Here is a 24,502-nt window from a genome sequence, read left to right on the forward strand (position 1 = left end):
CGCGGCAGTTGGGGCCTGTAGCTCAGCGGTTAGAGCTGGCCGCTCATAACGGCTAGGTCGCGGGTTCGAATCCTGCCGGGCCCACCAACGGCCCCGAAGCGAAGGCTTCGGAAATTATCATCGACACCCGAAGGGTCGGGGAGTGGCGCAGCCCGGTAGCGCGCTTGCTTTGGGAGCAAGATGTCGCAGGTTCGAATCCTGTCTCCCCGACCATTTCTTCACATATTCACGGCCTTTGCCACACCGCTCAGGTGCAGAGCGACTTGCCGTTTCCGCCGGTGACGCCGCCTGTCGTGCCGGTCGGGTTGAGCGTGCGGTTGTCGCGGATGATGAAGGCCGCTTCCTGTTTGAACTCCGCGTCCTTCACGAACATCGTGCCGAACAGCGGCTGGTAGCGATAATAGACTTCCACGTACATTACTGCCGAATTGGCGACCGGATGGATCTTCGCACCCGCCTTGCCCATGCCGTTCAGCAGGTTACCGGTCTTGCCGGTGTCGGCCACGCCGTAGGACGAGGCCCGGGCCAGACTGCCCCGACAGCGCTGCCAGTGGATATACTCGCGCTTCGTCGTTGGATCGACTTCGAGGCTAGAGAGGATGATCCGTCCGTTATCGACGAAGTTGAAGCTCGCGCCTTCCGACAGCGCGCCCCACATGACCGAATCGACGTCCGACTCCTTCACCGTCGGCGCAACGGCGGTGTTGTCCGTCTGACCGAGGCGCGAGGCGTTGTCGGCCACCGAAGTGGCGATTTCGCCGACCTGCATATTGACCATCGCCATATAGGCCACTTCGGTGCCGTACATGCCCAGCGTTGTCAGGATCGGCAGAACGAGCGCGAACTCGATGACGGAAACGCCGCTGCGGTCGGCAAGCAGGCGTTGTCCTTCGGCGCGGACACGGGAGAGCAGCGCGATCATTTGCAGGTCTTCGCTGCCGAGCCGTACTCGGTCTGGAGCGCAAACGGCTGGTTCTTCTTCACCGCCGTGGCCGTGAGCGTGCGTGCGGAATTGCGGTCGGTCAGGCCGGGCACCGGAAACAGCGGCTTGTAGGTAACGCTCACCTTGTAGACGACGATATCGTTGGCACCGCCGTTGCCGCTCTTGCCGATATCGGCGTCCCACCGGCCGTTGCCGTTCTCATCGGTATAGGCCTCGCCGTTGTCGCATCGGCCGTTGTTGTTCTTGTCGCTCCACACTTCCGGCCGGGCGATATCGGTAAAGTCGTAATAGCTGGAGCGCGAGAATTCGACTTCCGCCCCCGGCGCGACGCCTTCCACCACCCGGCGCACATAGGCGTCGCCCGTGCCGGTGTCGGCAGTTTCCAGCGTAGCGCTGCGCGCTACCTGTTGCACCGCGCCCTGAAGCACGGAACGGACATAGGCCATGTGGCCGATGTCGAAGATGCCCATCAGCAGAAACAGGAACACCGGCCCGATCAGCGCGAACTCCACGGCGGTCACGCCCGATCGGTCCGCCGCAACCCGGCGCAGGAACAGCATTCTTGCCGTCACTGGGTAATCCTCAACTCGCCTACCTGCTTGGCGATTTCCTGAAAGGCGCTGTCGAGTTCGCTCGAATTGCTGGCCAGATAGGAACTTTCGTCGGAAGCGCAGGCCTTGAGATCGTCGGACAGCTTCGAAGTGAATGCGATGACCCAGACCCGGATACCCTTGGCCTTCACCGCCTCGCAGACGGCACGGAAGCGCTGGGTGTGGCGGTCCTTCTCCTGGCTTTCCGATCCATCGGTGGTGACCTTGCGGTCCCACCACTCCATGCCCCAGGCTTGGGGCACATAGTTCGACGGGTCCATCTCGCCGTCGGTCATGAAGATGATGTGCCGCGAGACTTCGCCGCCGTTTGTCGGCTTCAGGTTGACGGTATCCTGGAAGATGCCGTTCGGCGAAAGCATCCGGCCGCCCCAGATCATGCCGATGTCGAGATAGGTGCCGCCGACGGCCGTAAGCTTGTCGGCGTAAGTGTCGAAATCGGTCTGGCTCATCTCGCTGAGCGCCTTCGCCTCGACCGGGCAATACGTACCTCCCAGAGCACCGGTCGCCGTGGTCGCCTGCGTATACGTCGAAGAACTCGACCCCGCTCGGCGATAGGCGATATCCGGCCAGAGCGGGCGCCACTTGGTGGCGTCGGTGGCACCCGGCGCGGTGTCGATGTCGATATCGTAAGCGCCGGAAGGCGATATTCCGGCCACAGTCGAATAGCTGATTGTGGCAGCATTGACGGTATCGCGTTCTTCGATGCACCCGGCCCAGGTCGACGACTGTGCCGCTCCGTTATCGCCCGTATAGGTCGTTGTCGGCGCGAAAGTCTTGAAGACGCTCGTCGGGAGTTCGACCTGCTTGTAATCCCAGTAGTAGAAATCGGACTTGGTGGTGGGCGCATTGACCCACTGCGACTTCGTATAAGTCGTCGCGGTCTTACCGTCCGAGGTTTCGGTTCCCGAATAGATGTAATAGTTGGAACCCGACTTTTGGCACTGGTAGACCGTTCGCTTGACCGGCTGAGAGTCCGTTACAACGATCGTCTGGTTGGGCGCCGTGCCGGACGTAGTCCAGGTCTGGGAAACGGACCCATTGGAACTGTAACTGCCCGCCGAGGGCAAGGCCTTAGTACAGTTGCTCTCCGAGCTGTATTTTGTGCTGCTGTACTGCTTCGGATTCGAAACGGATGCGTTCTGATAGTTCGTCGAACCCTTGGTCTTGGTTCCCGAGGAATAATCCACGAGCCAGGCAAGGCGGGATTGATACTTCCACTTGTCGACGATGTAGTTCGGGCTCAGCCCCGTCAGCAGCCTGCCGACGTTCACCGTCGAACTGTAAGGTACGAAACCGTAGCGCACGCGTGCGTTGGTTTCCTTGGTTGCGGTGTTTACCGTCTTGTAGAAATTCTTCACCGCCAACCGCAGCGCGGCGATGCGCGTGGTCTTGTCGAGCGAACTCGCCATCGAGCCTGTAGTGTCCAGCACCAGCATGACGTCGGAATTGCCCATGCCCATGGAAGAGGTGCAGCTGACCGCTACCGAAAAGCTGTCGAAGCCGAACAGTCGCATGATGAGGGTGTTCACGGTCGTGGTCGCCCCGCCCTTCACCGTCTGCCCGTCATCGTCGGATTTAGCCTTGAACGCGGTCCCTGAGGCTTCCTGCGAGGCGTCGTCGAAATTGGTCGCGAAGTAGGCGTCCGCGGCATCCTCGGATTTCTGGTCGAACCCCGCGGTCGTCACGGTCCTGCGACCGGCCAGAACGGCGGAGTCGCAAGCCGACTGCAACTGGTTCTCCACCTTGTAGCGGCGGCTGAGATCGACCGCCGCGCCGACGATCAGCGCGGCCACCAGCATGCCCACCGCCGCCATCGGCAGCACGGCGCCGCTGCGGTCCGCGACCATCTTCAAGGAAGCTTTCAGGAAGTGACGCATCGCGCGAGCCGTCTTTCAGCAGGAAACCCAGTGGAACCGGGCTTTTCTAACGGGAACTGCTTAATGAAACCCTCAAGCGCCCGGCCCAGGAGCCGCCCGGTTTCCGGGAATCACGCAATTTTGCGTAATTTCCCGGGAACCGAAGTCTTCACAAGACGTTGAACCCCTCGATCCGGGGACCGCGCCGAAGTTTGGGGGAGGTGCGGCCCGCCTCCAACCGGCCGTTCTCCTTGAGAATCATAATGTCGCCCAGCAAGGCCTTCAGTCCTCACGTCCAGCTCGCGCTCGCCATCATCATCGTCCTGGGGTTCTGCCTCCTGATCGACGCGACCATCCCGCTCGGCACCGGGGTCAGCGTGCTCTATCTGCTGCCGACGGTGATCGCCTTCGTGGCACGGCGCCCGATCACCCCGCTGCTGACCGCGATCGTCGGCATCGGCTGCGCGATGGCCGCCTATCTGATCGCGCCGCAGGGACTTGGCCTCGAAGTGGCGATGGCCAATCGCGCGCTCTCGGGTACGACCAACCTGCTGCTGGCCGCGATCGGCTTCGTGCTGATCCGCTACCGCAACGCCAACCGGCACCAGCAATGGCTGCGCGAGAGCGAGACCGATCTCGCGCGCGCCACCGCGGGCAGCCTGTCGCTGGCCGAGCTGGGCAATCGCACCCTTGCCTTCCTGGCCGAGCGTTTCGGCGCCGTCGCCGGGGCGATCTATGTGAAGGGCGACAGCGCTTTCGGCAAAGTCGCTACTTATGGCGTGCCCGCCGGAGCCGCCGTGCCCGATACCATCGCGCCGGGCGAGAGCCTGCTGGGCGAAGTGATCCGCCATGGCCGCACCTCGACGATCGAGCAGGTTCCCGCCGGCTATCTCGCGTTCGGCACCGCGCTGGGACAGGCCAGCCCGACCCGGCTGGTGCTGGGCGCCACCCATGTCGACGACACCGTCAACGCCGTGCTCGAACTTGGTTTCGCGAATGCCCCCGCCGCGCGCCCCGAAGACCTCGCCGCCTTCCTCGACATCGTCGGCGGATCGCTGGGCGTCACCTTGCGCTCGGCCAAGTACCGCGCCCGGCTGGAGCATCTGCTGGCCGAAACCCAGCAGCAGGCCGAGGAACTGCAGAACCAGAGCGAGGAACTGCGCGCCACCAACGACGAGCTGGAAGCCCAGAGCAAGCTCCTGCTCCAGTCCCAGAGCCAGCTGGAGGAACAGCAGGCCGAACTGGAGCGCAGCAATTCGCAGCTCGAAGAGCAGGCCCAGTCGCTCGAAGCCCAACGCGACGAACTGACGCGCTCGCAGGCGCGGCTGCGCAGCCAGACCGACGAACTCGCACAGGCCAGCCGCTACAAGTCCGAATTCCTCGCCAACATGAGCCACGAACTGCGCACCCCGCTCAATTCGCTGCTGATCATGGCACGCCTGCTGGCCGACAACCGCCACGGCAACCTCTCGGGCGAGCAGGTCCGCTATGCCGAGACCATCGAGTCCTCGGGCAACGACCTGCTGACGCTCATCAACGACGTGCTCGACATCTCGAAGATCGAGGCGGGCCGTCTGGAACTGGAGCCGCACCGCGTGCCGGTGAGCGCCCTGCTCGGCAAGCTGGAGAGCACGTTCGCCGCCGCCGCCTCCGGCAAGGGCCTTTCGCTGACGATGACGGCCACCGAGGGCGCAAGCGAGATCGAGACCGATCCCCTCCGGCTGGAGCAGGTGCTCAAGAACTTCCTCTCGAACGCGGTCAAGTTCACCTCGCACGGCGAAGTCTCGCTCGTCGTCGCGCCCACGGCGCCGGGCCGTCTTGCCTTCGCGGTTCACGATACCGGCCCCGGCATTCCCGCGGACCAGCAGGACGCGATCTTCGAAGCCTTCCGCCAGGCCGACGGCGGCATTGCCCGCAAATACGGCGGCACCGGGCTTGGCCTGTCGATCTCGCGCGAACTGGCGCATCTGCTGGGCGGCACGATCACCGTCGACAGCACCCCGGGCAAGGGCAGCACCTTCACGCTGGAACTGCCGGTAGCCTTCAAGCCGGGCGACGCCGCCAGCACCCCGCTGATCCCCGGCCGCGCCAATCCGACGCCGACCCCGGCGGCCAGCGCAACCACCGCCCCGCCCAGCCGCCGCGCGCCCGTTCCGCAGGATGACCGCGAGACGCTCTCGGGCGATTCCCGCGTGATCCTGATCGTCGAGGACGATCCGGCCTTCGCCCGCATCCTCTGCGACCTCGCCCACGAAGTCGGCTTCGAATGCCTGATCGCGGGCACCGCCGACGAAGGCGCCCTGCTCGCCCGGCAGTACCTGCCGCAGGCGGTGATCCTCGACATGCACTTGCCCGATCACACCGGACTTTCGGTGCTCGACCGCATCAAGCGCGATACCCGCACCCGCCATATCCCGGTCCACATCGTCTCCGCCGACCACGACGACAACGCCGCGCTCGCCAGCGGCGCCGTGGGCTACCTGTTCAAGCCGGTCAGCCGCGACACCCTCGTCAACATGCTCGAAGGCCTTGAGGCGCGGATGGACCAGCGCCTGCGTCGCGTGCTGGTGGTGGAGGACGACCCCCGCCAGGCCGAGGCGATCCACCTCTTGCTCGCCTCGCGCGATGTCGAGACGGTGGACGTCCAGAGCGCCGCCGACTGCCTTGCCCGCCTGGGCGAGGAGACCTTCGACTGCATGGTGCTGGACCTCAACCTGCCCGACATGTCCGGCCTCGACCTGCTCGAACGCCTCTCGCACGACGAGAGCGTCGGGTTCCCTCCGGTGATCGTCTATACCGGCCGCGAACTTTCCGAAGAGGAGGAGATGCGGCTGCGGCGCTATTCGAAGTCGATCATCGTCAAGGGCGCCAAGAGCCCCGAGCGCCTGCTCGACGAGGTGACCCTGTTCCTGCACCAGGTCGTCTCCGAACTGCCGGACGAGAAGCAGCAGCTCCTCGCCCGTGCCCTCGGCCGCGACGCCGCGCTGGAGGGCCGCCAGATCCTGGTGGTCGAGGACGACATCCGCAACATCTACGCCCTCACTTCGGTGCTCGAACCCCACGGCGTCCACGTCCGCATCGCCCGCAACGGCATCGAGGCGCTGAACGAGCTGGCCCGCACCGCCGACAGTGACGGCTCCGCCATCGACCTCGTGCTGATGGACGTGATGATGCCGGAGATGGACGGCCTCACCTGCACCCGCGAGATCCGCATGCAGCCCCAGTGGCAGAACCTGCCGATCATCGCCCTCACGGCCAAGGCCATGGAACGCGACCACCGCGAATGCCTGGAGGCAGGTGCCAACGATTACCTGTCGAAGCCGCTCGACGTCGACAAGCTGCTCAGCCTCGTGCGCGTCTGGATGCCGCGATGAAACCGATCGGCAGACGCGCCGCCGAAGCGGTGGAGGACATCGAGGTCGATCTCCTCGTCGAGGCGATATGGCGGCGCTACCAGTACGACTTCCGCGACTATTCGCGCGCCTCCCTGCTGCGGCGGCTCCAGCGCGCGCAGTCCCATTTCGGCTATCCGCATCTCTCCAGCCTGCTCGACCGCATCCTCCACGATCCCGACAGCCTGAACGTGCTGATCGGCTTCCTGACGATCCAGGTCAGCGAGATGTTCCGCGACCCCGAATACTTCCGCGCGATCCGCGAGCAGGTGATCCCGCACTTGCGCACCTGGCCCTCGATCAAGGTCTGGGTGGCAGGCTGCGCCAACGGCGAGGAATTCTATTCGCTGGCGATCCTGTTCCGCGAGGAAGGGCTGGAAGAGCGTACCCTGTTCTACTGCACCGACATAAACCCCGCCGCGCTCGTCAAGGCCGAGGCGGGCGTCTACGAGATCGAGCGGATCGCCGGGTTCTCGCGCAACTATATCGAGGCGGGCGGCAAGGCCTCGCTGGCGGACTACTACACCGCCAACTACGGCGTCGCCCGGTTCGATCCCACCTTGCGCCGCCGGGCGGTCTTCGCGGACCACAATCTCGCCAGCGACGCGGTGTTTTCCGAAGTCCAGCTGGTCTCCAGCCGCAATGTGCTGATCTATTTCGACCGCGCCCTGCAGGACCGCGCACTCGGCCTTTTCGCCCAGTCGCTGCCGCCCGGCGGCTTCCTCGGGCTGGGTTCGAAGGAGACCGTGCACTTCTCCGCCGAGGGCGACAGCTTCGCCGAATTCGCGCCTCTCGAAAAGATCTGGCGACGCACCACCCATAACGTCCAGGAGCACGCCCTTGCTGAATGAGCCGCTCAAGATCCTGGCCGTGGACGATATCCGGGAAAACCTGCTCGTCCTCGAAGCCGCGCTCGACCAGCCCGGCGTCGAACTCGTCACCGTCTCCTCCGGCTTCGAGGCGCTGGAGGCCATGCTGCGCCACGATTTCGCGCTGGCCCTGCTCGACGTGATGATGCCGGAGATGGACGGCTTCGAACTCGCCGAACTGATGCGCGGCACCGAACGCACCCGCTCCGTGCCGATCATCTTCCTCACCGCGCTCGCCACCGACGAGCGCCGCCGCTTCCGCGGCTATGAGGCGGGCGCGGTGGACTATCTGCTCAAGCCGCTCGACATGGTGGAGCTGAATTCCAAGGTCGCGGTCTTCGTCGAACTGGCCCGTCAGCGCCGCGAGATCGCCCGCCAGCGCGACGAACTCGGCCTCGCACTCGGCCGCCTGCGCGCGCATGGCGACAATTCGCCGCTGGCGGTGCTGGAGATCGACGCCAATCTCCGGATCGTCAGCTGGTATCGCAGCGCCGAGCGCGAGATCGGCTTTTCCGCGCAGGACGTGCTCGGCCTGAAGGTCGAGGAAGCGCCGTTCCTGCCCCCTGCCGACCGACCGCGCTTCGTGGAGGGCATGCGCGCGCTGCTCGGCGGCGAGGATCGCCGCGAAACGCAGGTCCACCGCTTCCTGCGGGCGAACGGCGCCTTGCGCGAGGGCGAATGGTACTGCTCTTCGCTGGCGGGAACCGGCGCGCGCGGGGCCAGCGTGATGATCGAACTGCTCGACGTCACCGAACGCCACCGCGCCGAGGAAACCCAGCGCCTGCTGATCGGCGAACTCAACCACCGCGTGAAGAACACGCTGGCGACGGTGCAGGCCATCGCCTCTCAGGGCTTCCGTCATGCCCGTTCGGCTGAGGATTTCCAGCAGTCGTTCAGCGGCCGCCTCCAGTCGCTCGCCCGCGCCCATTCGTTGCTGAGCGCAACGACCTGGGAACCGGCCGGACTGCGCAGCCTGATCGCCGATCAGGTCGTGCTCGGCGCGCTGAGCGAGGAACGGTTGCGGCTGTCCGGACCGGATGTGGACCTGCCGCCCGAACTGGCGCTGCGCTTCTCGCTGATCCTCCACGAACTGGCGACCAATGCCCACAAGTACGGTGCCTTCTCGAACGAGACCGGCACCGTCGCGCTCGACTGGTCGCTCTCGCGGCAGGTGCTCTCGTTGACATGGACCGAGCGCGGCGGGCCGCCCGTCGTGGCGCCCGAACGGCGGGGCTTCGGCTCCACCCTGATCGAGAGCAGCATGAAAGCCGACGGCGCGCGGATCGCCGCGGACTACGCCGCGGAAGGCGTCTGCTGGCAGCTTGACCTGCCCTTGGGCGAAGATGTCCCTTCCGAACCGGCGCAAACCGCGCCCGTGGAAACGGCAGCTCCGGCAGCCCCCTCCCCCGTCGGTTCCACACCCAAGAGCCTCAAGGTCCTGATCGTCGAGGACGAACCTCTGGTCGCCATGGAACTGATGATGGAAATCGAGGATTCGGGCGCGATCGCCATCGGCCCGGCCACTTCCTGCGAACAGGCCATCGCCATGATCCGCGAGGCCGCGCCCGACCTTGCCCTGCTCGACGGCAATCTCAACGGCGAGCGCATCGATGCCGTGGCCGACGAACTGGCTTCCCGCTCCACGCCTTTCGCTTTCGTCAGCGGCTACGACCGCCAGCACCTGCCCGGTCGCCACAACCAGCGGCCGATGCTGGGCAAGCCGTTCCTCGGCCGCGAAGTGAGCGCAATCGTTCGCCGGCTTGCGGAGGAAGCCGCTGCTCCGGCAGGCTGAGGGACGTGGTGGAGATCGGTTAAGGAAACTTTCAGGCGGAAAAGCGGTTTATTCCCCAAGGAACAAATCGAGGCAGAGGAGCCTTCCGCCCATGGCCCTGACCCAGGACAGCACTTATCGCACCGAGCGCATCTGGACTCCGCGCCCGCCGCAGGATCCCGGCCTGCGCCGCCGCTTTCACGGTCCGATCCAGCCGATGGACCAGCCTACCCTGATCGAGCGCCTGTTCGGCCACCGCTGAACGGGTTCGAAATCCGCTTGGAGATCCCCACCGCCCGGCGCTAGGCCGGACACATGCCCCAAACCCCATCCGTCCTGTTCGTCTGCCTCGGCAATATTTGTCGCTCCCCGCTGGCCGAAGCCGCGCTGCGCCACGAAGCCGAGAAGGCGGGGCTGAACATCGCGGTCGATTCGGCGGGCACCGGCTCCTGGCACATCGGCAAAGCTCCCGATCCGCGCTCCTGCACCGAAGCGCAGCGCCACGGTATCGACATTTCCGCCTATCGTGCCCGTCAGGTTACGGCGAAGGACTTCGACCGATTCGATCGCATCGTCGCGCTCGACGCCAGCAATCTCGCGAACTTGCGCCGCATCGCGCCTGCCGGACACCCTGCCGGACACAGGGCCCGCCTCTCGCTGCTGCTCGACCACGTTCCCGGTCTCGAAGGGCAGGATGTCGACGATCCGTACTTCGGCGGCCCCGAAGGCTTCGAGACGACGTGGCGGCAAGTCAGCGAAGCCGCCCGCAACCTCGTGTCGGAACTGTCTAAAACGCGGGACTGACGCACAGGGCGCCGCGGGCGATCCTTCGACATGGCGGCCCCGCCGCAAGCGCCGTTTGCTTTTGCCCCTGCTTCCATTATATGCCCGCTCGAACGCCCCGGCCCGCGGTCGCGCCCTTTTATTTCGCGGGATGCGACATCACACGGTCCGGGGCTTGCTCTTTTACAGTTTCGAAGGACGAACACGCATGTCCCGTCGCCGCCAGATCTACGAGGGCAAGGCCAAGATCCTCTACGAAGGCCCTGAACCCGGCACCCTGATCCAGTACTTCAAGGACGACGCCACTGCGTTCAACGCGCAGAAGAAGGGCACGATCCAGGGCAAGGGCGTGATCAACAACCGCATCAGCGAGTACGTGTTCACGCGCCTCAACCACATCGGCGTGCCCAACCACTTCATCCGCCGCCTCAACATGCGCGAGCAGCTCGTCCGCCAGGTCGAGATCATCCCGATCGAAGTCGTGGTGCGCAACGTGGCCGCCGGTTCGATCTCGAAGCGCCTCGGCATCCCCGAGGGTGAGCCGCTGCCGCACACGCTGATCGAATACTACTACAAGGACGACGCGCTGGGCGATCCGATGATCGCCGAAGAGCACATCGCCGCCTTCGGCTGGGCCACCAACGAGGAGATGCAGGACATCTCGGCGATGGCGATCCGCGTGAACGACTTCATGGCGGGCATGTTCGCCGCGATCAACATCCGCCTCGTCGACTTCAAGCTCGAGTTCGGCCGCATCTGGGACGGCGACTACAGCCGCGTGATCCTGGCGGACGAAATCAGCCCCGACGGTTGCCGCCTGTGGGACATGAACACCGGCGAAAAGCTGGACAAGGACCGCTTCCGCCGCGATCTCGGCGGTGAGGAAGAGGCCTATCAGGAAGTCGCCCGCCGCCTCGGCCTGCTCCAGGACGACAACGGCCCGAGCGAAGTCCTCGACCTCTCGAAGCATCGCAAGCTGCGCGGCAAGTAAGGCCCGCAGCGATTTAGCAGAAGGCCCGGCCACCTCACGGTGTGCCGGGCTTTCTTTCATCTGCCTCACGGAGCGCGAAACACGCGCCCGCAGTCCATTCTCACCCCTCCTCGTCATTTCCCCCTCCTCGTCATTGCGAGCGTAGCGAAGCAATCCAGAGCGGCTTGAGACCGACTCTGGATTGCTTCGCTACGCTCGCAATGACGATGCTGTGGGGACGAGAGGAATTGGCATTTTCAAGGCACCAGACCGGAAAACCGAGGAGCAGATTGCGGATGGCCCTCTGTTCCACGTCAACGCCCAGCCACCCGTCCTCTTGTGATCGGGCACCGACTGGGGCACCAGCACGACATGCGATCCCTTCTCATTACCGCGCTTCTGCTCTCCGCGCCGCTTCCGGTGCTCGCCCGCGAGGCGACCCCGCGCACCGACGATACCAGCTGGGCCTTCGAGAAGAGCGACGTCCCGCTCGACCCCGATTTCCGATTCGGCCGCCTTTCGAACGGCATGCGCTATGTGATCCGCCATAACGCGACGCCCGCCGGTACCGGCGTGGTCCGCATGGAAGTGGCCGCCGGTTCGCTGGACGAGAGCGACGCCGAACAGGGCTATGCCCACTTCGTCGAGCACATGGCCTTCAACGGCAGCAAGCGGGTGCCCGAAGGCCAGATGATCCCGCTGCTCGAACGCGACGGCCTCGCCTTCGGTGCCGACACCAACGCCTCGACCAATTTCGAGCGCACCGTCTACAAGCTCGACCTGCCGCGCAGCGACGCCAAGCTACTCGACACCGCGCTCATGCTGATGCGCGAAACCGCGAGCGAACTGACCATCTCCCAGGGCGCGATCGACCGCGAGCGTGGCGTGATCCTTTCGGAAATGCGGGACCGCAATACCTTCGGCCTGCGCAATGCGATCGATTCCACGCGCTTCTTCTATCCGCAGGCCCTCTATGGCCGCCGCTTCCCGATCGGCACCGTCGCCACGCTCAATGCCGCCAATGCGCAGAACCTGCGTGCCTTCTACGAGCGCGAATACGTGCCCGCCCATGTCACGCTGGTGGTGATCGGCGATTTCGACGCCGCCGAAGTCGAAGCCGGAATCCAACGCCACTTCGCTGACTGGACCGGCGCTACCGCCGAACTCCAGCCCGATCCCGGCCCGGTCGATGCCAAGGACCGCGATCGCACCGGCATCTGGATCGATCCCGCCTTGTCCGAACGTGTCGTCATCCAGCGCAACGGGGCGTGGATGGACGAACCCGACAGCGTGGCCCAGCGCCGGGAAGGTCTGCTCCGGTCGATCGGCTATGCCGTCATCAATCGCCGCCTCCAGCGGCTCTCCCGCAATGCCGAGCCGCCGTTCCGGGGCGCCGGATTCGGCACCGGCGACGTTTTCGAAACCGCCCGCTCCACCCGCCTCATCATCGACAGCGTGGACGGCAAGTGGGCGGACGGCCTTGCCGCCATCGCCCGCGAATATCGCCGCGCCCTCGCCCACGGCTTCAGCGCCGCCGAGATCGCCGAGCAGCTCGCCCAACTGCGCACCTCGCTCGTCAACGCCGCCGGTTCCGCCAATACCCGCAGCAACGCGTCGCTCGCGGCCATCGCCCTCGCCCTCGTGGACGACCGAGTCGTGCCCTCCACGCCCGCCTCCACGCTCGAACGATTCGAGGGCTTTGCCCCCACGATCACGCCGAAGGCCGTGCTTGCAGCCCTCAAGCGCGAGGCGCTGGCCCTCGACAAACCGCTGATCCGCTTCGAAGGCCGCAAGGCGCCCGAAGGCGGAGAGCAGGCGATCCGCACCGCCTGGCAGCGCGCCACCCGCGGCCCGGTCCCGCGCGAAGACGCACAGGCGCTAACCGCCTTCGGCTACACCGATTTCGGCACGCCCGGCACCGTCGTCAGCGACACGCGCGATCCGATCCTCGGCATCCGCGAAATCCGCTTCGCCAACGGCGTGATGCTGAACCTCAAGCCGACCCAGCTGGAAAAGGACCGTATCCGCGTCAGCCTCGCGATCGACGGCGGCGACCGGCTCGACACCCGCGACAATCCGCTCGCCACCGACATGGTGAACTGGCTCGACAAGGGCGGCCTCGGCAAGCACAGCCGCGACGACCTCGACACGATCATGTCCGGCCACACGCTCGGTTTCGGCCTTTCCAACGGAGCATCCAGCTTCGACGCCCAGACCGCCACGACCCCACGCGACCTGGAACTGCAACTCCAGCTGATAACCGCGCTCCTCGTCGATCCCGGCTATCGCTCGGAAGGCGAAGTCCAGTACCGCCAGCAGGTCAACAACAGCTTCGCGCAGCTCCGTGCGACACCCGCTTCCTCTCTGGCGGCCGATCTCGGCGGTATCGTTTCGGACAACGATCCGCGCTTCAGCCTCCAGCCGGTCGAGGCCTATCGTCACCTGACTTACGCGAAACTCAAACAGGACATCGCCGACCGCCTCGAACACGGCGCCATCGAGGTCGGCCTTGTTGGCGATTTCGATGGAAATGCTCTGAACGAAGAGAAGGCCATCGCCATGGTCGCCCGGACGCTGGGTGCCCTCTCCGCCCGCGAAACCGCCTTCCGCACTTACGACAGCCAGCCCCCGCGCACCTTCACCGCCGACCGCAGCCCCCGTATCCTGCGCCACACCGGCGCCGCCGACCAGGCGCTCCTGCGCCTGACCTGGCCGACCCGCGACGATTCGGACCCGCTCGATGCGCTCAGGCTCGAACTGCTCGAACGGGTGGTGCGCATCGAACTGACCGACAGCCTGCGCGAAGCCCTCGGCAAGGCCTACTCACCTTCCGCCGGCAGCGCGCTTTCCCACTTCTGGAAGGGTTACGGCACGTTCTCGATCAACGCCTCGGTCGACGTGGCCGACGTGGCCGCCAGCCGCGAGGCCATCGCCAAGGTCGTGCGCGAACTCGGCACGGCGCCGGTCAGCGAGGACGTGCTGCAACGCGCCCGCGCGCCGCTGGCCGAAGCCTTCCAGAACGCGCTCAAGGGCAATGCGGGCTGGCTCTCGCTAGTCGACCGCGCACAGACTCAGGCGGACCGGATCGAACGCTTCAGTAAGGCCCGCGAACGGCTGATGACGCTCACCCCTGCCGACGTTCAGGCGATGGCGCAGCGCTATCTCGATCCGGCGAAGGGGCTGGAAGTGCTGGTTCTGCCGGAAGGGGTGGACGTTCCGAAGAAGTAAGGGAAAGGCAGGGGTTAACACCCCTGCACCCCATTACCGTCCAGGTCACGCGGGCCAACTTCGTAGCGCGCCCATGGCGGCGTCGGGAGACTGAATGGCTGCGCCGCAGGGAGCGCACACCGGATAGGCGGCGCGCGGCGCTGACATTCCGAGGGTCTGGGGGATCATCCCCCAGGACTTCTCTCTTCTACCTGGCGTGATTGCCCCTCACCGGCCGCCCCGTCCGTTCCGCCCATTCCACGATCAGGTCGTCATAGAGCTTCTGGTCGATCAGGTCGTACTTCTCGGGGAAGTTCGTAAAGGCTGCCATGGCGCTTTTTACCGCGCCGGTTTCCATCAGCTCACGCGCCATGGCGAGATGGCCGACCGCCGCCGAGACCCAGCCCCATGCGGTCGAGAGCGTGAAGGCCGTGTCCGGAAGGTTGAAGCCCAGAGTGCAGACCGGGATCGGCATGTGCGGGATCACCTCCGCCTGCTGCTCGGGCGGCGCGCTGGCGAAAACGATCGCGTCCGCACCGGCCTCGGCATAAGCATGCCCGCGCCGGATCGCCTCCTCGACCGAGCCGGTGCCGCCGCCGCCGTTGGCGCTGGTGTAGAGTTCGTCACAGCGCGCGATGATGACGAGGCCCGAATCGCCCCGCGCCTTCGCTCCGGCCTCGATCCGAAGCTGCATGTCCTCAATCGAGCACAAGCCGTTTACGTGCTTGGAGTGCTTGGGATTCACCTCGTCCTCGACGTGATATCCGGCGATCCCGGCGGCGACGTAACGGCGGGTGAAATGATAGGCGTCGGCCACCGTCTCGCCGAGGGTGTCGGCATCGACGATGAGCGGGATCTGGATGGCCTGGGCGATCCGCGCGGACTGCTCGATCATCTCGACCTGGCTGAAAATGCCGTTGTCCGGCACCGCATAGTGAAAGGCCGAACAGGCATGCCCGCCGAGATAGGCGGCCTTGAAGCCGACATGCTCGACGATCCGTCCGGTCAGCGCCGAGTAGGCTTCCGCCGCGACGAAGTGCTCGCCGTTCTCGATCAGTGCGCGCAGTTTCTCACCCGGCGTCGGCATCGCATTTTTCTCCCGCTCTTATGGAGCGAGCGCTCGCACGATTGCGCCGAGGCGACAAGTCGGTGCCCCGCTTATCGGCGGGGCGTTGCGATCAGGCCGTTTCGGCTGCCGCACCGATGCGTTCGAGCGTCGGGATCAGCTCGTCGAAGTGATCGATCACCGCCGTCGCGCCAAGTTCCTGCGGCGGCCTGTCGTTGAAACCGAAGCTGACGGCCACGCAGGGGATGCCCGCCGCCGCCGCCGCGCCGGTATCGTAAGTCGTGTCGCCCACGAAGGCCGCCCGGATCGGCTTTTCCTCGCCTCCGGCCCGTTCCAGCATCAGTTCGAGGAGGTCCGGCTTCGGCTTCGCCCGGCCCGGCCCGAGCGTGTCGCCGCCGATCACCGTGAAGAAATGGTGTGAAAGGCCCATTTCCGCGAAGATCTTCACCGCGAGGCGTTCCAGCTTGTTGGTCACGACCGCGATCTTCACGCCGCGCGCCGCCAGCCCCTGGAGCATGGCCTCGCCGCCGGGATAGAGCCGGGTCTCCACGGCGATATGGTCGCTGTAGAAGTCGATCAGTGCCTGGTGCAGTTCATTCAGCCGCTCGTCCGACACCGGCCCACCGGTGACTTCCAGTCCCCTCGCCAGCATCTTCTTGGCGCCGCCGCCGACCAGATCGCGCACGGCGTCTCTTGCAATGGCCGGGCGGCCTTCCAGCGACAGGGCGTGATTGAGCGCCACGCCCAGATCGCCGAGCGAATCCAGCAGGGTTCCGTCCAGGTCGAAACCGACGATATCGAAAGGGAAGTCCGTCATTCGCAGATCAGTGGCCTCTCGCTGTGGAAACCGCAACAATTTGCTGGCAAGTGATGCACATGGCCGAACACTCCACGCCCCTCGCAATCGTCGTCCTCGCCGCAGGCAAGGGCACCCGCATGAAGAGCGACCTGCACAAGGTTCTCCACCCCATAGCCGGCCGACCGATGCTGGAACACCTGCTGCAAAGCGCAGCCGCGCTGACCCCGGAGCGGCAGGTCGTCGTGGCCGGGCATGGCCGCGAGCAGCTTGAGAAAACCCTCGGCAGCCGCGCCGCGATCGCCGTGCAGGAGCCGCAGCTCGGCACCGGGCATGCCGTGCAGCAGGCGGAAGCCGCGCTATCCGGTTTCGCGGGCGACGTGCTGATTCTCTATGGTGACGTGCCCTTCGTCAGCACCGCCACGATGCGCGCGATGATCGACCGGCTCCATGCCGACGATTCACCCGCCGTTGTCGTGCTCGGCTTCGAGCCGGAGGAACCGCTCCAGTACGGCCGCGTGCTTGCCCACGACGACGGACGCATCGCGATGATGGTGGAATACAAGGACGCCACCGAGGAACAGCGCGCCTGCCGCCTCTGCAATTCCGGGCTGATGGCGGTGAAGTCGGCCGACCTGTTCGACCTGCTCGCCCGCGTCGGCAACGACAATGCGCAGGGCGAATATTACCTCGTCGACATCGTCAATGTCGCGACGCTCGAAGGACGGCCCTGCGCGGTGATCGTCACGCCCGATCCGGACGAAGTGGGCGGCATCAACAGCCGCGGCGAACTGGCCGAAGCCGAAGCGCGCTGGCAGGCCAAGCGTCGTCTTGCCGCCATGGCCGACGGCGTGACGCTGATCGCCCCCGAAACCGTGTTCTTCGCCTGGGATACCAAGCTCGGCCGCGACGTCACCATCGAGCCGAACGTCGTCTTCGCGCCGGGCGTGACCGTGGCGGACGGCGTGGTCATCCATGCCTTCTCGCACCTCGAAGGCGCAACGCTGGAAAGCGGCGTCGCCATTGGCCCCTACGCCCGCCTGCGCCCGGGTGCAGTGCTGCGCAAGGGATCGAAAGTCGGCAACTTCGTCGAAGTTAAGAACGCGGAACTCGGCGAAGGCGCCAAGGCCAATCACCTCTCTTACGTCGGTGATGCCACCGTCGGCGCCAAGGCCAATCTCGGCGCGGGCACGATCACCTGCAATTACGACGGCTATTTCAAGCACCGCACCGTCATCGGCGAACGCGCCTTCATCGGCTCCAACAGCGCCCTCGTCGCCCCGGTGAAGATCGGCGCGGACGCCATCGTAGCGGCGGGAAGCACCGTCACCCGCGACGTCGCCGACGGCGAACTTCGCCTCGTGCGCGGCGAACAGCTGGTCAAGCCCGGCTGGGCCGACCGCTTCCACGACGCGATGAAGAAGAAAAAGGCCGAGAAGTCGGCCAAGTGACGTGAAAACGGGCGGTCCAGCCGGACCGCCCGCCCTCCCTGACGAACCCAGAGATCAGGCGCCGATGGCCTGCTTCTGTGCGATGAAGTCCAGTTCGGTCTTGGCCCCGACATTGGCGGGGTCATAGTCCAGCGACTGGCGAAACAGCTTCGCCGCATCGTCGAGCTGGCCCATCTCGATCTTGTTGTAGCCCATGCCGCGCAGCGCGCGCGCCGCTACCGGCGCATCGCTACCCTTGGGAGCCTTGTCGACGATCGCCCAGGCATGGGAAAACAAGTCGTAAGACTGCTGCCATTCCCGGCGTGACTTGAACAGTTCGGCGTATTCGTTGGCGAAGTGCGCATTCTCCGGCGCCAGTTCGGTGGCCCGGCGCAGTTCGGCCTCGGCCAGATCACCGCGCCCGAGATCGACAAGCGCAAACCCCTTGCCGAAGTGCGCATCGCAGACGGCGCTGCTGACCGCCACCGCCTTGCCCGCCGCGACCGGCGCATCGGACGCGGACGACTGGCAGAGACGCGGACGGGCATCGCCGCCCAACGCCTGTTCGCTGGCGAGAATCACCGAATCGAACATCTTGACCGCCTGCGCGGGCTTGCCCGCCCGGATCAACGCGAAGCCCTTGCTCACGTCATTCCGGCTCTCGACATGAAGCGCGGTGTTCACCACCGCAGCGCTCCCGCCGATGTCGCGCGCGAAAACAGGTCCAGAGCAAGCCACTGCGGCTAGCCCGATAAAAGCAAATGAAACCGACCTCTTGATGAAGTTCATCGGTGTTATCCTCTCCAGGAACACCGATCACGCCCCAGTCTTGCATCCACGGGGTACTTCTTGACCCCATAAGGTATTTGCCGGGCGATTTTCGTCGGAACAGTGTTCGTCGAAGAGGCCAGACTATCCGACGAGCGCGGTTTGACAAGAACTTTCACGAAACCCAGATAGCAGGCACGGAATCTTTCTCGTTCACCGGAGTATCCATGCCGAACAACCCCTGGAGCCACAGCCGCAATTCCGCGATCGCCGACGATGTCGATTTCGAGATCAAGGGCGCGGAACTCCAGTTCGTCGAGATCGAGCTGGACCCAGGCGAAAGCGCGGTGGCGGAAGCCGGCGCGATGGTCTGGAAGGATTCCTCCATCGCCATGTCCACCGTATTCGGCGACGGTTCCGAGCAGCAGGGCGGGGGCTTCATGGGCAAGCTGCTGGGCGCGGGCAAGCGCCTCGTCACCGGCGAGAGCCTGTTCACCACCGTGTTCACGCACGAAGGACGCGGCAAGGCGCGAGTCGCCTTTGCCGCACCGATTCCCGGCTCGATCGTGCCGATCAAGCTCGATGACGTGGACGGCCGCCTGATCTGCCAGAAGGACGCCTTCCTCTGCGCTGCGCGCGGCGTCTCCATCGGCGTCCATTTCCAGCAGAAGATCATGACCGGCCTGTTCGGCGGCGAAGGCTTCATCATGCAGCGCCTCGAAGGCGACGGCTGGGTCTTCGTGCAGATGGGCGGCACCGTGATCGAAAAGACTCTGGGACCGGGCGAGGAACTCCATATCGACACCGGCTGCGTCGCCGCCTTCACCTCCGGCATCGACTTCGACGTGGTGCGCGCAGGCTCGGTCAAGTCGATGATCTTCGGCGGCGAAGGCGTGTTCTTCGCGCGCCTGCGCGGCCCCGGAAAGGTGTGGATCCAGTCACTGCCCTTCTCGCGCCTCGCGGGACGGATGATGGCCGCCGCCGTGCCCTATGGCGGACAGAATCGCGGGGAGAGCACCCTGCTCGGCCTGGGTGCCGTCGCGGGAATCGGGACCTTGCTCAGCGGAGACGACTGAGATTCCGTTTGAAAAATGCCCAAAAGAGCATTTTTGGCGGCACCAGCCCACGCCCCACCGGCCTCCCACTAGTGTATCCTGGATGGGAGACCGGGTGGGGGCGTGGGCTGGTGCCGCCAAAATCCGCCTGCGGCGGATTTTCGAAGAGACTCCGAGACGGGTGGATTACATCCGATAACCCATCCACTTTGCACACATTACCAAGCCTTCATGGTGGCGCCACCAAACGCCAACCATTATCGGTATATCGGCAAGGCAGTTTCGGCTCGAACCAGGGTACATCAAGCGCATGTGTGGAATCATCGGCATCGTCGGCAAGGAACAGGTCGCGGATCGGCTCGTCGACGGCCTGCGCCGCATGGAATATCGCGGCTATGACAGCGCCGGCGTCTGCACGGTCGAGAACGGGCAACTGATCCGCCGCCGTGCGCAGGGCAAGCTGGTCAACCTCGTGAACGAACTGGCCCGCGATCCGGCACAGGGCCTGATCGGCATCGCCCACACCCGCTGGGCCACCCACGGCGCCCCCACCGCCGCCAATGCCCACCCGCATGCGACCGAGCACCTCGCGCTCGTCCACAACGGCATCATCGAGAACTTCAAGCCGCTGCGCGAAGCCCTCGAATCGCGCGGCCGCACCTTCGAGAGCCAGACCGATACCGAAGTGGTCGCCCACCTCGTTTCCGAACAGGTCGAAGCTGGGCTCTCGCCGGAAGAGGCCGTGAAGCTCGTACTCCCGCAGCTGCGCGGCGCCTTCGCGCTCGCCATCGCCTTCCGCCAGAGCCCGGACCTGCTGATCGGCGCCCGCCTCGGCTCGCCGCTGGTCGTGGGCTATGGGGAGGGCGAAACCTACCTCGGCTCGGACGCCCTCGCCCTCGCCCCGCTGACGCAGCGCATCTCCTACCTTGAGGAAGGCGACTGGGTGGTCATCACCCGCGACGGCGCGCGCATTTTCGATGCCGACAACAACCCGGTGGAGCGCGAGATCGTCTCCTCCGGCGCTTCGGCGGTCGCCATCGAGAAGGGCAATTACCGCCACTTCATGCAGAAGGAGATCTTCGAGCAGCCGACCGTGGTGGCGCAGACCCTGCGCAGCTACATCCACCAGGTGGACCAGTCGGTCGCCCTGCCGCAGATCGATTTCGACCTTTCGGCGATCAAGCGCATCACCATCGTCGCCTGCGGCACCAGCTTCTACGCGGGCATGGTCGCGAAGTACTGGATCGAGACTTTCGCCCGCCTGCCGGTCGACATCGATGTGGCCTCCGAGTTCCGCTACCGCGATCCCGTGCTGGAGCCGGGCGGCCTTGCCCTGTTCATCTCCCAGTCGGGCGAGACGGCCGATACCCTCGCCGCGCTGAAGCACTGCAAGGCGGCCGGACAGACCATCGCCGTCGTCGTCAACGTGCCCACCAGCACGATGGCGCGCGAGGCGGACCTGCTGCTGCCGACCCACGCCGGACCGGAAATCGGCGTCGCCTCCACCAAGGCCTTCTCGTGCCAGCTTGCCGTGCTGGCAGCCCTCGCGGCCCATCTCGCGGTCAAGCGCGGACGCATGGATCGGGCCGAGGAAACCGAGATCGTCCAGCACCTGCTGCAGACGCCCGCCAGCCTCAACGCCGCGCTCGCTTTCGACGAAGAGATCGCCGCGATGGCGCACCTCATCGCCCCTGCCCGCGACGTGCTCTACCTCGGCCGCGGTCCGGACTATCCGCTGGCCCTCGAAGGCGCGCTGAAGCTGAAGGAAATCAGCTACATCCACGCCGAAGGCTATGCCTCGGGCGAGATGAAGCACGGCCCCATCGCGCTGATCGACGAGGCCGTGCCGGTGATCGTCCTCGCCCCTTCCGGCCCGCTGTTCGAAAAGACCGTCAGCAACATGCAGGAAGTGCGCGCACGCGGCGGCAAGGTCGTGCTGATCTCCGACGCCGAGGGCATTGCCGAAGCGGGCGAAGGCTGCATCGCCACGATCGAGATGCCGCGCGTCCACCCGCTGATCGCGCCGCTGGTCTATGCCGTGCCGGTGCAGCTCCTTGCCTATCACGTCGCCTGCGTGAAGGGCACCGACGTCGACCAGCCGCGCAACCTCGCCAAGAGCGTCACGGTCGAATAGCTAGGGGTTGTTTGCTATAAAGCCCAGCCCGGCTAAATGACTTCGTCATCCTGAACTTGTTTCAGGATCCATCTCGCCGATCTGGCTGCCGCTGATGGTCAGGAATGGATCCTGAAACAAGTTCAGGATGACTTAGGATAGGTAGATCATGAAATCGGCGGTTTTCTCCCGTCGCAGGGGTGTTTCCTCCCATCGCGGAAATGCCTTATGGTTTACCGGTCGATAACCCTTCGCCCGGTAAGTCTTTAGGTGTGAGAAAGCGGCCGCACGCCATTCAACCGCTCCCCAAGGAGCTGCCGGTCTCCGCCATCCTCGGGCTGCATCAGCCAGCGGATGGTGAACCGGGAGGAGATTGGGCGCGCCTGCGCGGCATCCAGTATTCCAGCCTGCGCCGCGCGCCCGTCGCGCGGGCCGTGACGCAACTGGCCGCGATGCTGGCCGCGGCCGGATTGCTGGCACCGCACCTTGATCCCGTGATCGTGCTGGGCTGGGCCGTCCTCGTCTGTGCCGCCGCCTGGTACGGCGCCCGCGTCGACCGCGCCGTTTCCGCTGTCGAGGGACGCAGCCTGCACCCCGGCGAAACCCGCTCCTACCTCATGGCCACTCTGGCAAAGGGCCTGGTCTGGTCGATCCCGGTCTGCGGCTTCGGGCCGTTTCTCGATCCCCAGGTCCAGGTCAAGCTCTGGACCGTGCTGGCCATGCTGATGACGGCTTTCGCCGTACTGATCCCGGGCGTTCCGCTCGGTACGCTGGTTTTCACCGGCCTCACCGGCGGCTCGGCGATCGCCTGTTTCCTGCTGCTCGGCCTGTTCGACATGGCCCTCGTCGCCTCGGCCTTCATCACCGTCGTCGTGGCCGGCACCGTCCAGTCCGCCCGGCAGTTCCTGATCGGGAAAGTCGCCGAAGCGGGCATGGTCGAGCGGGACGAAGTGGTCTCGCTGCTTTTGCGCGAGTTCGAGGACGGCGAGGCCGACTGGCTGTGGCAGATCGACCCCGCCCGCCGCGTCCGCGCCGTGTCCCCCCGCTTCGCCTTTGCGCTCGGCAAGGAAGCGAGTGCGATCGAAGGCATGCCGTTCCTCCAGCTCATTGCCGGATCGGACTGGGAAGCCGGCGACTTCCCGGCCAGCCTCCATGACCTTGCCGAACGCCTCAAGCGGCGAGAGACCTTCTCCAACCTGCTGATCCGCGTCACCATCGGCGGCAGGCCGCGCTGGTGGGAACTCTCCGGCACCCCGCAGATCGACGAGAACGGCCAGTTCGACGGCTTTCGCGGCGTCGGCTCCGACATGACCGAGGCGCGGGAGAATTCCGACAAGATCGCCTGGCTCGCGCGCTACGACCCGCTTACCGGCATGCCCAACCGGCTGATGCTGGGCGAGGCGCTGGGCGAGGCGCTGTCCCATGCCGCGCAGTGGCGCCTGCGCTGCGCCTTCCTGATGATCGACCTCGACCGCTTCAAGGCGGTCAACGACACGCTGGGCCACCATGTCGGCGACCAGCTGCTGGCCCGCGTGGCCGAGCGGCTGAAGGAGCAGATGACCGAACGCGAAGTCTGCGGCCGTCTCGGCGGCGACGAATTCGCCATCGTCATCCGCGACGCCTCCGATCTCGGCTATGTCGAGCGCGTGGCGCAGCGCGTGATCCAGAGCCTGTCGCAGGCCTATGAGATCGACAACCACACGCTGTTCGTCGGCGCCTCGATCGGCTCGGCCATCGGCCCGCGCGACGGCGAGGCGGTGGAAACCCTGATGCGCAATGCCGATCTCGCGCTCTATCGCTCGAAGGACGAAGGCGGCAACGCACACTTCTCCTACGAGCCTGCCCTCCACGCCCATGCCGAGGAGCGGCGCAAGCTGGAAGCGGCAATGCGCAACGCGCTGGAGCGCAAGGAATTCTCGCTGCATTTCCAGCCGGTGGTCGATGCGCAGAACGAAACGGTGGTCAGCTTCGAGGCGCTGCTGCGCTGGAACAGCAGCGAGCACGGCGCCATCAGCCCGGTGAAATTCATCCCGCTGGCCGAGGATACCCGGCTGATCGTCCCGATCGGCGAATGGGTGCTGCGCGAAGCCTGCCGGGAAGCGATGAACTGGCCGGACCATGTCCGCGTCGCCGCCAATGTCTCGGGCGAGCAGCTCCTCGATCCGAACTTCGTCACCGGCGTCGTCTCGGCGCTCACCGAAAGCGGTCTTCCCGCCGCGCGGCTCGAACTGGAAGTGACCGAAAGCATCTTCCTGCGCGATGCCACCCTCGCCCGATCGGCGCTGGAAAAGATCATGGCGCTGGGCTGCAAGGTGGCGCTCGACGATTTCGGCACCGGCTATTCCTCGCTCGGCTACCTGCGCAAGCTGCGCTTCTCGACCATCAAGATCGATCGCTCCTTCGTGCAGGGCGCGGCGACCGACAATGCGGAGAGCCTCGCGATCATCCGCGCCGTCGTCGCCATGGCCGACAGCCTCGGCATGTCGACGACCGCCGAAGGCGCTGAGACCGAGAAGGAAGTCGAGATGATCCGCAAGCTCGGCTGCCGCAAGATTCAGGGCTATTACTACGGCCGCCCGATGACCGCGAAAGACGCGATCGCGCTGTTTCGCAACCACGCCTTTTCGGGAGCGTGAAAATCTACCCATAGATCGGCAGGATCTGCTGCAGATCGACCGTCGTGCCCGGCGGCGCGGCGCAGACGGCGGGTACGGCATCAGACCGGACGGTGCGCGCCCCCGCGATATGCTTTCACCTGAAAGCAATCGCCAAGGCGATAGGAAACGGGCCTCCAATTGCAATTCCCCAAGTGGGCCAGCATGACCCCGGACAGAACAGGCCGGGTGCCGCACAGCACGCTTTCCGGCCGGGA

17 protein-coding genes and 2 tRNA genes are annotated in these 24,502 nt (G+C 65.5%); 13 read left to right on the forward strand and 6 right to left on the reverse strand.

All coding sequences use genetic code 11. From position 1 onward, the window contains the following. Positions 1–11 precede the first annotated feature (11 nt). Positions 12–87: transfer RNA gene (locus V7066_RS09515), tRNA-Ile, on the forward strand. 49 nt (positions 88–136) lie between these two features. Beyond that, positions 137–213, forward strand: a tRNA-Pro gene (locus tag V7066_RS09520). Positions 214–247: 34 nt separating this feature from the next. Here V7066_RS09520 and V7066_RS09525 read toward each other — a convergent pair. The 3 genes from V7066_RS09525 to V7066_RS09535 are packed head-to-tail and all read right to left on the reverse strand — an operon-like array spanning position 248 to position 3,401. Further along, on the reverse strand, positions 248–922 hold the full coding sequence (locus V7066_RS09525) for a TadE/TadG family type IV pilus assembly protein (RefSeq protein WP_334182809.1): 675 nt from the start codon (positions 920–922) through the stop codon (positions 248–250). After that, entirely contained in the window at positions 919–1,515 is a 597-nt protein-coding gene (locus V7066_RS09530) for a TadE/TadG family type IV pilus assembly protein (RefSeq protein ID WP_334182810.1), read from the reverse strand. The genes V7066_RS09525 and V7066_RS09530 overlap by 4 nt, the downstream gene beginning before the upstream one ends. After that, positions 1,512–3,401: a pilus assembly protein TadG-related protein gene (locus V7066_RS09535; protein ID WP_334182873.1), complete on the reverse strand. Its 1,890-nt coding sequence runs from the start codon at positions 3,399–3,401 to the stop codon at positions 1,512–1,514. Before V7066_RS09535 ends, V7066_RS09530 begins: the two co-directional genes overlap by 4 nt. 272 nt (positions 3,402–3,673) lie before the next feature. Between V7066_RS09535 and V7066_RS09540 the strand changes: the two genes are divergently transcribed. From V7066_RS09540 to V7066_RS09570, 7 genes are all read left to right on the forward strand, one after another. After that, complete coding sequence (locus tag V7066_RS09540) at positions 3,674–6,784, forward strand: hybrid sensor histidine kinase/response regulator (protein WP_334182811.1); 3,111 nt, start codon at positions 3,674–3,676, stop codon at positions 6,782–6,784. After that, the gene (locus V7066_RS09545; RefSeq protein WP_334182812.1) at positions 6,781–7,653 is read left to right on the forward strand and encodes a CheR family methyltransferase; all 873 of its coding nucleotides are present in this window, start codon (positions 6,781–6,783) and stop codon (positions 7,651–7,653) included. Before V7066_RS09540 ends, V7066_RS09545 begins: the two co-directional genes overlap by 4 nt. Further along, a complete protein-coding gene (locus V7066_RS09550) occupies positions 7,643–9,463 on the forward strand; it encodes a response regulator (protein ID WP_334182813.1) in 1,821 nt (606 codons plus the stop codon). Before V7066_RS09545 ends, V7066_RS09550 begins: the two co-directional genes overlap by 11 nt. 91 nt (positions 9,464–9,554) lie before the next feature. After that, positions 9,555–9,704, forward strand: a complete 150-nt coding sequence (locus tag V7066_RS09555; protein WP_186830060.1) for a hypothetical protein — start codon at positions 9,555–9,557, stop codon at positions 9,702–9,704. A gap of 53 nt (positions 9,705–9,757) precedes the next feature. After that, positions 9,758–10,246, forward strand: coding sequence for a low molecular weight protein-tyrosine-phosphatase (locus tag V7066_RS09560; RefSeq protein WP_334182814.1), 489 nt, complete (start codon positions 9,758–9,760; stop codon positions 10,244–10,246). 187 nt (positions 10,247–10,433) lie between these two features. Further along, positions 10,434–11,216, forward strand: a complete 783-nt coding sequence (gene purC / locus V7066_RS09565) for a phosphoribosylaminoimidazolesuccinocarboxamide synthase (protein WP_147220107.1) — start codon at positions 10,434–10,436, stop codon at positions 11,214–11,216. A gap of 351 nt (positions 11,217–11,567) precedes the next feature. Beyond that, positions 11,568–14,423, forward strand: coding sequence for a M16 family metallopeptidase (locus V7066_RS09570; protein ID WP_334182815.1), 2,856 nt, complete (start codon positions 11,568–11,570; stop codon positions 14,421–14,423). Between the two features lie 187 nt (positions 14,424–14,610). Here the strand turns inward: V7066_RS09570 and V7066_RS09575 are convergent, their stop codons facing one another. Both V7066_RS09575 and V7066_RS09580 read right to left on the reverse strand, forming a co-directional pair. After that, positions 14,611–15,489: an isocitrate lyase/PEP mutase family protein gene (locus tag V7066_RS09575; protein WP_334182816.1), complete on the reverse strand. Its 879-nt coding sequence runs from the start codon at positions 15,487–15,489 to the stop codon at positions 14,611–14,613. 91 nt (positions 15,490–15,580) lie between these two features. Further along, positions 15,581–16,285, reverse strand: a complete 705-nt coding sequence (locus V7066_RS09580) for an HAD-IA family hydrolase (protein WP_334182817.1) — start codon at positions 16,283–16,285, stop codon at positions 15,581–15,583. Positions 16,286–16,344: 59 nt separating this feature from the next. Between V7066_RS09580 and glmU the strand changes: the two genes are divergently transcribed. Further along, positions 16,345–17,715, forward strand: a complete 1,371-nt coding sequence (glmU, locus tag V7066_RS09585; RefSeq protein WP_334182818.1) for a bifunctional UDP-N-acetylglucosamine diphosphorylase/glucosamine-1-phosphate N-acetyltransferase GlmU — start codon at positions 16,345–16,347, stop codon at positions 17,713–17,715. A 54-nt stretch (positions 17,716–17,769) separates the two neighbouring features. On the opposite strand, the gene V7066_RS09590 is transcribed toward glmU, so the two are convergent. Continuing rightward, a complete protein-coding gene (locus tag V7066_RS09590; protein ID WP_334182819.1) occupies positions 17,770–18,378 on the reverse strand; it encodes a diguanylate cyclase in 609 nt (202 codons plus the stop codon). 311 nt (positions 18,379–18,689) lie between these two features. Between V7066_RS09590 and V7066_RS09595 the strand changes: the two genes are divergently transcribed. The 3 genes from V7066_RS09595 to V7066_RS09605 all read left to right on the forward strand — a co-directional run bounded on the left by V7066_RS09595 (position 18,690) and on the right by V7066_RS09605 (position 24,266). After that, positions 18,690–19,538, forward strand: a complete 849-nt coding sequence (locus V7066_RS09595) for a TIGR00266 family protein (protein ID WP_334182820.1) — start codon at positions 18,690–18,692, stop codon at positions 19,536–19,538. A 289-nt stretch (positions 19,539–19,827) separates the two neighbouring features. Further along, complete coding sequence (glmS, locus tag V7066_RS09600; RefSeq protein ID WP_334182821.1) at positions 19,828–21,651, forward strand: glutamine--fructose-6-phosphate transaminase (isomerizing); 1,824 nt, start codon at positions 19,828–19,830, stop codon at positions 21,649–21,651. 251 nt (positions 21,652–21,902) lie between these two features. After that, on the forward strand, positions 21,903–24,266 hold the full coding sequence (locus V7066_RS09605) for a putative bifunctional diguanylate cyclase/phosphodiesterase (protein ID WP_334182822.1): 2,364 nt from the start codon (positions 21,903–21,905) through the stop codon (positions 24,264–24,266). Positions 24,267–24,502 lie beyond the last annotated feature (236 nt).

Origin of the sequence: Novosphingobium sp. (genome assembly GCF_036820275.1) — a bacterium.
Classification (GTDB): Bacteria; Pseudomonadota; Alphaproteobacteria; order Sphingomonadales; family Sphingomonadaceae; genus Novosphingobium.

Bases quoted from the DNA above. Each gene is read 5' to 3' on its own strand.
- V7066_RS09525 (WP_334182809.1), bottom strand. From the start codon at position 922: ATGATCGCGCTGCTCTCCCGTGTCCGCGCCGAAGGACAACGCCTGCTT.
- V7066_RS09535 (WP_334182873.1), bottom strand. From the start codon at position 3,401: ATGGTCGCGGACCGCAGCGGCGCCGTGCTGCCGATGGCGGCGGTGGGC.
- V7066_RS09540 (WP_334182811.1), top strand. From the start codon at position 3,674: ATGTCGCCCAGCAAGGCCTTCAGTCCTCACGTCCAGCTCGCGCTCGCC.
- V7066_RS09545 (WP_334182812.1), top strand. From the start codon at position 6,781: ATGAAACCGATCGGCAGACGCGCCGCCGAAGCGGTGGAGGACATCGAG.
- V7066_RS09555 (WP_186830060.1), top strand. From the start codon at position 9,555: ATGGCCCTGACCCAGGACAGCACTTATCGCACCGAGCGCATCTGGACT.
- V7066_RS09560 (WP_334182814.1), top strand. From the start codon at position 9,758: ATGCCCCAAACCCCATCCGTCCTGTTCGTCTGCCTCGGCAATATTTGT.
- purC (WP_147220107.1), top strand. From the start codon at position 10,434: ATGTCCCGTCGCCGCCAGATCTACGAGGGCAAGGCCAAGATCCTCTAC.
- V7066_RS09570 (WP_334182815.1), top strand. From the start codon at position 11,568: ATGCGATCCCTTCTCATTACCGCGCTTCTGCTCTCCGCGCCGCTTCCG.
- V7066_RS09575 (WP_334182816.1), bottom strand. From the start codon at position 15,489: ATGCCGACGCCGGGTGAGAAACTGCGCGCACTGATCGAGAACGGCGAG.
- V7066_RS09580 (WP_334182817.1), bottom strand. From the start codon at position 16,285: ATGACGGACTTCCCTTTCGATATCGTCGGTTTCGACCTGGACGGAACC.
- glmU (WP_334182818.1), top strand. From the start codon at position 16,345: ATGGCCGAACACTCCACGCCCCTCGCAATCGTCGTCCTCGCCGCAGGC.
- V7066_RS09595 (WP_334182820.1), top strand. From the start codon at position 18,690: ATGCCGAACAACCCCTGGAGCCACAGCCGCAATTCCGCGATCGCCGAC.
- glmS (WP_334182821.1), top strand. From the start codon at position 19,828: ATGTGTGGAATCATCGGCATCGTCGGCAAGGAACAGGTCGCGGATCGG.